The 11917-nt window shown below is 65.4% G+C and carries 8 protein-coding genes; 7 read left to right on the plus strand and 1 reads right to left on the minus strand.

Annotated elements, in window-relative coordinates:
* Window positions 1-38 precede the first annotated feature (38 nt).
* Entirely contained in the window at window positions 39-2087 is a 2049-nt protein-coding gene (locus ATE71_RS07915; RefSeq protein WP_058802926.1) for a transglycosylase domain-containing protein, read from the plus strand.
* A gap of 3 nt (window positions 2088-2090) precedes the next feature.
* On the opposite strand, the gene ATE71_RS07920 is transcribed toward ATE71_RS07915, so the two are convergent.
* Window positions 2091-3197 carry a DNA alkylation repair protein gene (locus tag ATE71_RS07920; protein ID WP_058802980.1) on the minus strand — a complete coding sequence of 369 codons (1107 nt, stop codon included), beginning with the start codon at window positions 3195-3197 and terminating at the stop codon, window positions 2091-2093.
* Between the two features lie 177 nt (window positions 3198-3374).
* On the opposite strand from ATE71_RS07920, the gene ATE71_RS07925 reads away from it, so the two are divergent.
* The 6 genes from ATE71_RS07925 (at window position 3375) to ATE71_RS07950 (ending at window position 11903) form a co-directional block, all read left to right on the plus strand.
* The gene (locus ATE71_RS07925; protein ID WP_058802981.1) at window positions 3375-5675 is read left to right on the plus strand and encodes a TonB-dependent receptor; all 2301 of its coding nucleotides are present in this window, start codon (window positions 3375-3377) and stop codon (window positions 5673-5675) included.
* Window positions 5676-5699: 24 nt separating this feature from the next.
* Window positions 5700-6965 (plus strand): spinster family MFS transporter, encoded by a 1266-nt coding sequence (locus ATE71_RS07930; protein ID WP_235587958.1) that lies wholly within the window; start codon window positions 5700-5702, stop codon window positions 6963-6965.
* Window positions 6962-8590 carry a carboxylesterase/lipase family protein gene (locus tag ATE71_RS07935; protein ID WP_058802928.1) on the plus strand — a complete coding sequence of 543 codons (1629 nt, stop codon included), beginning with the start codon at window positions 6962-6964 and terminating at the stop codon, window positions 8588-8590. The genes ATE71_RS07930 and ATE71_RS07935 overlap by 4 nt, the downstream gene beginning before the upstream one ends.
* On the plus strand, window positions 8587-10173 hold the full coding sequence (locus tag ATE71_RS07940; protein ID WP_058802929.1) for an AMP-binding protein: 1587 nt from the start codon (window positions 8587-8589) through the stop codon (window positions 10171-10173). Before ATE71_RS07935 ends, ATE71_RS07940 begins: the two co-directional genes overlap by 4 nt.
* Window positions 10160-10912, plus strand: coding sequence for a TetR/AcrR family transcriptional regulator (locus ATE71_RS07945; protein ID WP_082665137.1), 753 nt, complete (start codon window positions 10160-10162; stop codon window positions 10910-10912). The genes ATE71_RS07940 and ATE71_RS07945 overlap by 14 nt, the downstream gene beginning before the upstream one ends.
* Window positions 10913-10994: 82 nt before the next feature.
* Window positions 10995-11903 carry an SDR family NAD(P)-dependent oxidoreductase gene (locus tag ATE71_RS07950; protein ID WP_201022931.1) on the plus strand — a complete coding sequence of 303 codons (909 nt, stop codon included), beginning with the start codon at window positions 10995-10997 and terminating at the stop codon, window positions 11901-11903.
* Window positions 11904-11917: the final 14 nt, after the last annotated feature.

Here is an 11917-nt window from a genome sequence, read left to right on the forward strand (position 1 = left end):
GCTTATACTGTGTTGCGGCTTTAATACGGCCGCAGCGCATGACTTGGTTCCGTAAATCCACCAGCCCCGATCCCGCGCCCGCACTCGCGCCGATTCCGAGCGATCCGGTCGTCGATACGCCCGCGCCTGCCGTTCCCGAAACGCGCGCGCGCAAATGGATGCGCCGGATTTCGCGCGGCTTCGCCGTCTTTGCGATCCTTTTCATCCTGCTCGTCGGCTGGCTCGCGCTCACCGCGCCCTTGTCGAAATCGCTCGAACCGATCGCGCCGCCGCAGATCACGCTGCTCGCTTCCGACGGGACGCCGATCGCGCGGACGGGGGCGATCGTCGACAAGCCGGTGAAGGCTAAGGACTTGCCGAAACATGTCACCGGCGCCTTTCTCGCGATCGAGGACCGGCGCTTCTATACGCATTGGGGGATCGACCCGCGCAGCATCGCGCGCGCGGTATGGAGCAATGTGACCGGCGGGCGCACGCAAGGCGGCAGCACGATCACCCAGCAACTCGCGAAATTCACTTTCCTGACGCCGAAGCGCACGCTGGGCCGCAAGGCGCGCGAGGCGTTGATCGCCTTTTGGCTCGAGGCCTGGCTCAGCAAGGACGAGATTCTCGAACGCTATCTGTCGAACGCCTATTTCGGCGACAACACTTATGGGCTGCGCGCGGCTTCGCTGCATTATTTCTATCGCCAGCCCGAAAAGCTGACCCCGGCGCAGGCGGCGATGCTGGCGGGCCTGGTGCAGGCACCTTCGCGGCTCGCGCCGACCAAAAATCCCGACCTTGCCGAAAAGCGCATGAAGCTGGTGGTCAATGCGATGGTCGATACCGGCTATATGACGGCCAAGGAGGCAAAGGCGATCCGCACGCCGCGCATCGACGTGCGGATGCGCAACACGCTGCCGACCGGCACCTATTTCGCCGACTGGGCGCTGCCCGAAGCGCGCAAGCTGAGCGACGTCGGCTATTCGCGCCAGACGATCACGACGACGCTCGATGCGCGGTTGCAAGGGATCGCACGGCGCGTGACGGGCCGGGCAGGGCTGGGGAAGGCGCAGGTTGCGCTCGTTGCGATGCGCCCGAACGGCGAGGTCGTCGCGATGATCGGCGGCAAGGATTATGCGGCCTCGCCCTTCAACCGCGCGACGCAGGCCAAGCGTCAGCCAGGTTCGACTTTCAAATTGTTCGTCTATCTCGCGGCGCTCGAGGACGGCTGGGATCCCGACGACATGATCAGCAACGAAGCGATCGACACCGGATCCTACCAGCCCAAAAATGCCGGCGGCGTCTATTCGAAACAAATCAGCCTCGAGGACGCCTTCGCGGCGTCGAGCAACGTCGCGGCGGTACGGTTGCTGCGCGAAGTTGGCGACGACAAAGTGATCGACATGGCCCGCGACCTTGGTGTCACCGCGCCGATGGCGAAGGGCGACCCCAGCCTGGCCCTCGGCACGTCGAGCATGACCTTGCTCGAACTCACCGCCGCTTATGCGGCGGTCGCGGCGAACAGCTATCCGGTCGAACCGCACGCGTTCAAGGGCGAGGAGCGGGGCTGGTTCGAGAATCTGATTTCGGGCCCCAGCCGCTTCGGGTCTGACGAGCATGAGGATATCGAACGGATGCTGCGCGCCGCGGTCAATCGCGGCACCGGCCGCGCCGCACGGTTGCCGCAAGCCAATTATGGCAAGACCGGCACGACGCAGGACAATCGCGACGCGCTGTTCGTCGGCTATGCGAACGGCCTTGTCGTCGGCGTCTGGATCGGCAACGACGACAACACCCCGCTGCAGGGCATTTCGGGCGGCGGCTTACCCGCGCGCATCTGGCGCGATTTCATGATCGAGGCATCGGGGAAGAAGGCGGCACCGCGCCCGAAACCCGCCGACCCGGCCGGCCCGGTCGAGCCGCTCGACATTCCCGACATCGGCAACATCCCGGTGGGCGACCGGACGCGCGTCGGGATCGAGGGGGGCGATGCGGTGATTTCGACCGAGATCAATGGCAGCCGCATCGACCTGCGTCTGCCAATACAGGATCGGAGCACGCCGCCGCCCGTCGCCCCCGAACCGCAGCCACCACCGGGCAACTAGACCTCAGCTGGGCAGGATGTCGAACGCGCTTTCGGCCATCGTCTGTCCATTGACGATCAGTTCGACCCGGTGCCGGCCCGGAAAGTGACGGCGGGTGCTGAAATCGCGGATCGTCTGCGATATTGTCAGCCTCGTCGTTTCGTCGGCTGCGAGTTCGAAGCTTTTGAATTTGAACACTTTGGGCGCCGTCCGGCCTTCGGCGCGCGCGTAATGGATGCGATAGTCGACGACCAGGCGCTGTCTCTCCGGCGCGTCCGAGGCGAGTTCGGCGGCGATCGCAATCCGGTCGCCCAGCCGCACCGCCTGCGGTGCGATAGTGAAATCGCACACGGTCACGGCGGCGCCATGGCCGACGCCGATCAGCGCCAGCGCACGCGGTTCGCCCTGCTTGATCAGCGTGCGGAGCGCATGGCGGACGATCCAGGTGGTGCGCGGATCGTCCTGTGGCCAGCCGGCGAGGCGGTCGAGAAGCCAGTCGGCACGGTCCTTCGCGATATCGTTCAAATGGTTCGCGACCGATTTGCGGACATAGAGGCTGGGGTCGGCGCGCAGCGTGTCGAGGATCGGCGCCGCGAGCGTCGGGTCGGCCTTCAGCGCGGGAATGCGGGCGGCCCAGGGAAGCCTTGGCCGCGCGCCTTCGCTGGCGAGCCGCCGGACATGCTCGTCGTCGCTGGCCGTCCATTCGGTCATCGCCGCCAGCGTGCGGGAGGTGTCGGCCGCGAGGAAGGGACGGATGGCAAATTCGGCCGTGCCGAAACGGGTGAGATCGGCGAGCGCGTCCATCGACCGGTCGAAATCGGCAAGACCCCGGCGCGCGACATATTCGGTGACCGCCATCGCCTGAAAGCCATGGGTCAATTGCGGCGCCATCGCGCGGACGATGTCGAGGCCGGTCGCATAGTCGCCGGGCAGTGCGCCGTGGAGCGCGTCGGCAATATGGCGCACGCGCTCCATGATCGACAGGGCGTCGAGACCGTTGGATGCGGCGGTGAGGAAGGCGTGCCGGTCGAACCGCCGCGATGCGACCGCGCCGGCGTCGGCGATCGTTTCGAGCGCCGCGGGACCGAGAATATCCTTGAGCAGTGCGGCGGGCGGCGCTTCGGTCGTCATGCAGCTGGCATAGCAAGCGGCGGGCCCGACCGGGAGGTCTTTTTCCGACCGGCACGTCGGCTGCATTGCGTTGGATTTTCATTCACACACTTGAGAGTGAATATTGACTCGGCGCATGGCGCGATGCATAGACGCCGCATGCCGACGCTCGAGCGGCGATGAATGGGAGAGGGCAAGATGAAGGCAAAGCTGTTTGCATCCGCGTGCGCGAGCGCGCTTTTCGCAATCCCGGCAGGCGCCGCCGCGCAGGACGCGGCCGAGGCGTCGCCACAGGCCGACGCGGGGCAAGATTCGAACGACATCATCGTCACCGCAACCCGCCGCGAGGAACGCATCCAGGATGTGCCGATCAGCATTTCGGCCTTTTCGCAGGAAGAGCTGACCGACAAGGGCATCGTCGGTTACGAAGGCATCGGGCGCGAAACGCCGGGCGTCGTGCTCAACAAGCCGACCGCCAACTTCAACAATTTCACCGCGCGCGGCATCGCGACCAACGGCTATAACGCCAACCTGCAAAGCTCGGTCGCCATCTATATCGACGAGCTTCCGGTGTCGACGATCGGCAATACCACCGTCGTCGATCCCAATCTATTCGACGTCGAACGCGTCGAGTTCCTCCGCGGGCCGCAGGGGACCTTGTTCGGATCAGGATCGCTGTCGGGCGCGATGCGCATCCTGCAAAAAAGCCCGGACCTCAACGACTTCGACACTGCGGTTCTTGTCGATTTGGGCCTGACCGGATCGGACAGTTTCCGCCAGCGCTACAACGCGATGGTCAACATCCCGCTCGCCGAGGACAAGCTCGCGCTGCGCGTCGTCGGCTTCTACCGCGACGAGGAAGGCTATCTCGACAATGTCGGGACGGGGGTGAAAAATTCGAACACGCTGATCGATTATGGCGGCCGCGCGACCTTGCTCTGGCGCCCGACCGATCGCCTGTCGATCAAGCTGCTCGGCAGCTATGAATATAGCAATCCGAAGGACAGCTCGCTGACCAGCCCGTCGCTCGGCCGCAACAAGCGTATCTCGGACGAGCCCGACCGCTTCACCGGCAAGCAGTTTATCGCCAATGCGACGATCGATTATGAGTTCGATTTCGCAAAGCTCACCAGCTCGTCGACCTATTCGGATTTCGACCAGCGCTTTTACGTCGATCTTGCCGGCACCTTCCCGCCGGGGTCATTCCCGGGCGCGCCGATTGCCTTCGGGCTCGACGCCGATGCCTATGACAAGGTCTTCGTGCAGGAAACGCGGCTCGCCTCGACGTTGGGCGGCCCGTTCCAGTTCGTGATCGGGGGCTTCTACCTCGACCGCCGCCGCGACGTTGATTATTTCTACCGCTCCAACCCGGCATTTCTCGCGGCGCGCGGCATCACCGGGCTTCCCGACAAATATTTCCAGAAGCAATACACCCACTCGCTCAGCAAGGAAATCGCGGGTTTCGGTGAATTGACCTACCGTTTCTCGGACAAGTTCTGGCTTACCGGCGGAATGCGTTATGGCGAAACCTCGGCGCAGGGCTTCACCGAAGCGGGCGGCTATCTCGCAACCGCGTTCGGCTTCAACTATTACGACTATGCGCTGCTCGGCCTTCCGGTGAATTTTGACACCTTCACGCCATATGCCGCAGTTGAAGGCGTCAAGGCAAAGGGATCGAAACCGTCGTGGAAGGCGAGCGCAACCTTCAAGCCTAGCGACGCGCTCACCACTTACGCGACCTTCTCCACCGGTTTCCGCGCCCCGATCGTCAACGCCTTTGCCGGTCGGCCCAGTCTTGTCGACCCGAACGATCTCACCATTCCGTTCGGCGCGAGCTCGGACGATCTCAAAAGCTATGAGATCGGTGCGAAGGGCCGCTGGCTCGGCGGCCGCGTCAGCATGAACGTCGCTTTCTACCAGATCGACTGGAACAACATCCAGGCGCAGGCGAACCGCGTGTCGGATTCGGTCCAGTTCGCAACCAACATCGGCGCCGCGCGCAGCAAGGGGTTCGAGTTCGAAATCGGTGTGATCCCCGCGACCGGCTGGGCGATCGGCGTCAACGGCGCCTATAATGATGCAAAGATCACCAAGCTGTCGCCAGAGGAAGCCGCGATTTCGGGCGCGGTGCTCGGCCACCGCCTGTCGGCGCCGCGCATTCAGGGATCGGCCTATATCGCCTATAGCTTCAACCTCGCGAGCGATGTCGAGGCGACGCTCGCCGCTAATGCGCAGCATATCGGGTCGTACAACAGCAGCTTCCCGAACACGCCGGGCAACCCGAACCTCCCGCTATCGACCTTTGGCAAGACTGACGCCTATAGCAACGTCAACCTGAGCCTAGGGTTGAAGAAGGGCGATATGTCGGCGCAATTCTACGTCGAAAATCTCTTCGACGATCATTCGATCACCTACATCCACCCCGAAGCCTTCCTCGTGAGCCGCTTCGGGACGATGCGTCCCCGGACCTTCGGTGTCCGCCTCGGTTACAGCCTCTAACCCATGGCGACCGGCGCTCCACCCATGCCGGGTACCAAGCCGGCCGCGCGGCCCGGCTTTGTGCTGGGGATGCTCTGCTTCGTCTATGTGCTGAACTTCCTCGACCGCCAGCTTCTGTCGATCCTCGCCAAGCCGATCCAGGATGCGCTCCAGATCAGCGACGGCCAGCTCGGGCTGATCAGCGGGCTCTATTTCGCGATGTTCTATTGCTTCATCGCGATCCCGGTCGGCTGGTTCGCCGACCGGACGAGCCGCGTCGGTGTGCTGTCGCTCGCCTGCGCGATCTGGAGCGGGGCGACGGTCGCGTGCGGCATGGCGGCGAACTATACCCAGCTCGCCATCGCGCGCATGGTCGTCGGCTTTGGCGAAGCAGGGGGCGTGCCGCCTTCCTATGCGATCATCACCGACACCTATCCGCCGGGCAAGCGCGCGGCGGCGCTCGGCATCTTCAACCTCGGCCCCGCCATTGGCGCGGCGGCGGGGGTCGCCTTTGGGGCGGCGATCGCCGAAAGCTTCGGCTGGCGCATCCCCTTCATCGCCGTCGGCACAATCGGCGTCGTCACTGCCTTGCTCGTCTGGCGGACGGTGCGCGAACCCGCGCGCGGCGCAACCGACATCGCGGGGCCCGCGCCCGGCGACAAGGCCGAATTCTGGCCGACCGTGCGCATGTTCCTGTCGCACCCGATATTGATGCTCGCCGCACTCGGCAGCGGGGCGACGCAGTTCGTGACCTATGGGCTCGGCAATTTCGCGGTGCTGTTCCTGATGCGCGAGAAGGGGATGGAACTTGGCGACGTCGCGATCTGGTACGCGCTCGTCCTGCTGATCGGCATGGGCGGCGGGATGATCGTGTCGGGCCGCGTGATCGACTGCATGGTGCGCAAATCGCGCACGGGTTATGCGATCGCGCCGGCGGCCTCGCTGGCGGTGGCGATGCCCTTCTATCTTGGCTTCATCTGGGCGCCGGGCTGGCCGCTGGCGCTCGCGCTGCTCACCGTCGTGATGATCTTCAACTATTTCTACCTCTCGGCCTCGGTCGCGCTGGTGCAGGACGAAGTGAAGCCGGGTCAGCGCGTGCTCGCGGGCGCGCTGCTGCTTCTCATCATGAATTTCATCGGCCTGGGGCTGGGGCCGACCTGGGTCGGCTTCGCGAGCGACGGGTTTACCGCGCGCGGCGATGCCCATGGCCTCCAGACGGCGTTGTATACATTGACGCCCTTTTATCTGATCGCAATCGGGCTGTTCCTGTGGCTCGCCCGGCTGCTGCGCTGGCAGGAGACAAAGGCATGAAGACGCTGCGCACCCTATTGACGGCGACCGGGCTTTTGATGGCGATGCCGGCCGCAGCCGCCAACCCGGTGATCGAGGCGCCCGCCGGTTCGGTCGAGGGCAAAACGGTCGGCAAACTCGATGTGTTCAAGGGGATTCCCTTTGCACAGCCGCCCGTCGGACCGCTGCGCTGGAAAGCGCCGCAGCCGCTCCCCGCTTGGCCCGGCGTACGCAAGGCGCAGAGCTTCGGCGCGGCCTGCATCCAGCCGCGCCCGACCGCGGTCGGCATCTACACCAACCCGCCCGCCAAGATGTCGGAAGACTGTCTGACGCTCAATATCTGGGCGCCGGACCGGGAGAAGGACGTGCCGGTGATCGTGTGGATCCACGGCGGCGCCTTGCTCAGCGGCTATAGCCATGAAGCGATGTACGACGGCGCGAAACTCGCCGCACGCGGGGCGGTCGTCGTGTCGATCAACTATCGGCTTGGCGCGCTAGGCTATCTGGCGCATCCCGAACTCAGCGCCGAATCGCCCGACGGCGTTTCGGGCAATTACGGGCTGCTCGATCAGGTCGCGGCGCTCGAATGGGTAAAGGCGAATATCGGTGCGTTCGGCGGAGACGCGAGCAATGTCACCATCGCGGGCGAGTCCGCCGGTGCGCTCAGCGTTCTCTATCTGATGACCGCGCCCAGGGCGCGCGGACTGTTCCATAAGGCGATCGCGCAGAGCGCCTATATGATCTCGACCCCGTCGCTGCGCGAGGCGCGGCATGGCGAGGTTCCCGCCGAGACGATGGGGACGAAGGTCGCCGCCGCGCTGGGTGCCGCCGACCTGGCGGCGCTGCGCGCGATGGATGCGTCCGCGCTCAACGACGGCGCGCTCAAGGCCGGCTATTTCCCCTGGGGCACGATCGACGGGAAAATCCTGCCGCGCCAGATCGTCGAAAGTTTCGACCGCGGCGAGCAGGCGCCGGTGCCGATGATCGCGGGCTTCAACATCGGCGAGATCCGCTCGCTGCGCATCCTCGCGCCGCCGCCGCCCGCCAATGCCGCCGCCTATGAAGCGACCATTCGCGAGCGGTACGGCGACCTCGCCGACGCCTGGCTGAAACTCTATCCGGCAAAGGACCTTGGCGAGGCGATGCTCGCGGGCGCGCGCGACGCGATGTATGGCTGGACGTCCGAACGGCTGGCGATCCGGCAGACCGCGCTCGGCCAGAACGCCTATCTCTATCTGTTCGATCATGGCTATCCGGCGGCGAGCGAGGCGGGGCTGCACGGCTTTCACGCTGCCGAAATCCCCTATGTGTTCGGTACGATCGACGACACGCCGCCCTATTGGCCCAAAATCCCCGACAGCGTGAGCGAACGCCGTTTTGCGACTGCCATGGGCGATTATTGGGTTTCGTTCGCGAAGACCGGCAGGCCCGAGGCGGCGGGGCAGGCGCCATGGCGGCCATACGGCGCGGACGCCGCTTTCATCGCCTTTGCCGATGTGCCGCGCGGCGGCACGCGGCTGATGCCCGGTATGTTCGCGCTGCACGAGGCCGCGACCTGCCGCCGCCGTGCGGCGGGCAACCAGCCATGGAACTGGAACAGCGGCATCCTGTCCCCGGTGCTGGCGAAAAGTGCACATTGTCCATGATCGACGGCAGCATTCAGGATTTCCCGCTCACGCTGAACAAATTCCTCGACCATGCCGCGCGCTGGCACGGCGATGGCGAAGTCGTGACCGCGCGCGAGGACGGCGGCGTCGCGCGGATCGATTATGCGGGGCTTCGCGCGCGTAGCCTTGCGATCTCGTCGCTGCTCGCCAGCTTCGGTATCGCGCGAGGCGACCGCGTCGCGACGCTGGCTTGGAACAGCCAGGCGCATGTCGAAAGCTGGTACGCCGTCATGGGCATCGGCGCGGTGTGCCACACGCTCAATCCGCGGCTGACCGGCGCGCAGCTCGCATCGATGGCGGTCCAGTCGAGCGCGCGCATATTGGTGGCGAGCGCCGACCTCTTGCCGCTCGTGCGCCTGATCGTCGAGCGTGCGCCCGCGATCGAACGGGTGCTGTTGATCGACGGCGCGGCGGGCGAATGGCCCGCGGGCGCGCCGCCGCTTCAATTACTTGAGCCGCTGATCGCCGACGCGCCGGGCGGGGCTATCTGGGGCGATTTTGCCGAAACCGCGCCAGCGGGGCTGTGCTTCACATCGGGGACGACCGGGGCGCCCAAGGGGGTGACCTATACCCATCGCGGCAGTTTCCTGCATACGCTTCGGGCGTTGCAGGCCGACGTCATGGCGTTCACCCACCGCGACGCGGTGCTCGCGGTCGTGCCGATGTTTCACGCCAATGCCTGGGGTTTGCCGTTCGCGCTTCCCGCGGTGGGTGGCAAGCTCGTGCTGCCCGGGCGCCAGACCGATGGGGCCAGCCTCGCGCGGTTAATCGCCGCCGAGGGCGTGACGGTGGGGGTCGGCGTGCCGACGGTCTGGCTGGGCGTTGCCGAACATGTCGAGCGGACGGGCGAGGCGCTGCCGTCGCTCGAACGCATCATCGTAGGCGGGGCGCCGATGGCGCCCGCGTTGATGGACCGCATCGAACGGGTGCTCGGCGTCGCGGTGCAGACGAGTTGGGGCATGACTGAGTTGTCGCCCCTCGGCACCATCACGCCCCCCGCCGATCCGCATCGGTCGGCGGCGGTGTCGGGGCGCCCCGCGGTCGGCGTCGACCTGCAACTCACCGACGCCGGGGGCACGCCGCTCGCCGAACAGCGGGGCGCAGAAGGCCATCTGCACGTTCGCGGATCGGCGGTCGTCGATCGCTATTTCGGGCAGGACGAGCGCGCGACCGATCCCGACGGCTGGTTTGCGACCGGCGACCTCGCGCGGATCGATGCAAGGGGCAATCTGGTTATCACCGGCCGTGCGAAGGATTTGATCAAATCGGGCGGCGAATGGATCAACCCGGCCGAGATCGAAGCCGTGGTCGGCGCGCTGCCCGCGGTCTCGCTCGCCGCGGTGATCGGCCGCGAGGACGCCAAATGGGGCGAACGCCCGGTCCTGCTCGTCGAACTGCGCGCGGGCGAGGATATCGACGATGTCGACCTGCTCGCGCCGCTCAAGGGGCGCGTTGCACCCTGGTGGATTCCGGATGCGGTGGTCCGGCTGGGCGCCATGCCGCTGGCGCCGACCGGAAAAATCGATAAGATTCGCCTGCGGAACGAATATGGCGCGAGTTGAACCGGGGCGGGGCGCCGCGGGATCGGTCGCCGAAAAACAGGGATTGAAGGCCGATATCGTGACAAATCAGGCGAAAACGCGTCGGCGATCGACCAAGGCCGAGCAACGCGCCGAAACGATCGAGCAAATTCTCGACGAGGCCGAATTGCTTTTTTCCAAACATGGCCTGCACGGCGTCACGCTGAAGGACGTCGCGCAGCGCGTCGGCGTCCATCACACGCTGCTGAACTATTATTTCGAGGACAAGAAAAAGCTGTTCGACGCGGTGTTTGCGCGCCGCGCGGTGGTGACGAGCACGAAGCGGATGCAGGCGCTCGACGAATATGACCGCGCAAGCGACGGCAAGCCGACGATCGAAGGCGCGCTGCATGCGTTCCTCGACACCGACCTCGATCTCTACATCCATGGTGGAGATGGTTGGAAAAATTATGGCGCCCTCGGCGCCCAGGTCGCCAACACCCCCGAATGGGGCGCCGAACTGATGGACAGCCATTTCGACCCCGTGGTGCTGCGCCTGATCGACCTCCTCAAGCGCGCGATGCCCGATTGCGCCGAGGAAGATATCTTCTGGGGCTATCATTTCGTCACCGGCGCGCTGATGGTAACGCTCGCGCGCACCGGGCGCATCGACAAGCTATCGGGCGGCCTGTGCAAGTCGGAGGATTTCGAAGCGATCAAGGCCCGCATGGCGTCCTTCATGGCCGCGGGCTTTATGCAAATCTGCAACAGGAAGGCATAGGCTTGGGCGGAGGAGCGTGAGCGTTCTTTCGCCTTTCGCTTAGTCACAATATTAACTCACTAGAGAGTGAATGGAGGCTGATATGGGAAATGAGACATTGCCGCTGCGGGGCCGGGTCGCCGTCGTCACCGGTGCGGGCGGCGGACTGGGCCGCGCCCACGCCCTCTATCTCGCAAGTCGCGGCGCGCGCGTTGTCGTGAACGACCTGGCGTTGTCCGCCGCCGAGCAGGTCGCAGCGGAGATCGTCGGGCAGGGAGGCGAGGCGCTGGCGATTGCGGCTTCGGTGACCGACGAGGCGGCGGTGGGCGCGATGGTCCGCGAGACACAGGATGCTTGGGGCCGGATCGACATCCTCGTCAACAATGCCGGCATCCTTCGCGACAAGAGTTTCGCGAAGATGAGCATCGACGATTTCCGCATCGTCGTCGACGTCCACCTGATGGGCGCCGCCATTTGCTGCAAGGCGGTGTGGGAGGTGATGCGCGCGCAGCAATATGGCCGCATCGTCATGACGACCTCGTCGTCGGGGCTGTGGGGCAATTTCGGGCAGGCCAATTATGGTGCCGCCAAGATGGCCCTCGTCGGGCTAATGCAGACGCTGGCGATCGAGGGCGAGAAATATGGTATCCGCGTCAACAGCCTCGCGCCTACCGCGGCGACGCAAATGACGCATGGCGTGCTGTCGGACGCCAGCCTCGCATTGCTCGATCCGGCGCTGGTCAGCCCTGGCCTGCTCGCGCTCGTCGGCGACGATGCGCCGACGCGCGCGATCCTCTGCGCCGGGGCCGGCCATTTCGCGGCCGCCGATGTCACGCTGTCCGAAGGACGCTATATCGGGTCCGCCGCCGATGCGGGCGAGCAACTCGTCCAGCATTGGAACGCGGTTTCCGACCGCGATGGTGCGATCGTCCCCGCTTATGGCTTCACGCAGGCCGAGCGCGAACTGGCGAACGCCGGATCGGGGCTGCCCGCGATGGCGGTGGCGCGTTGAACCGGCCGGGTGCC

This window comes from Sphingopyxis sp. H115 (assembly GCF_001468465.1).
GTDB lineage: Bacteria > Pseudomonadota > Alphaproteobacteria > Sphingomonadales > Sphingomonadaceae > Sphingopyxis.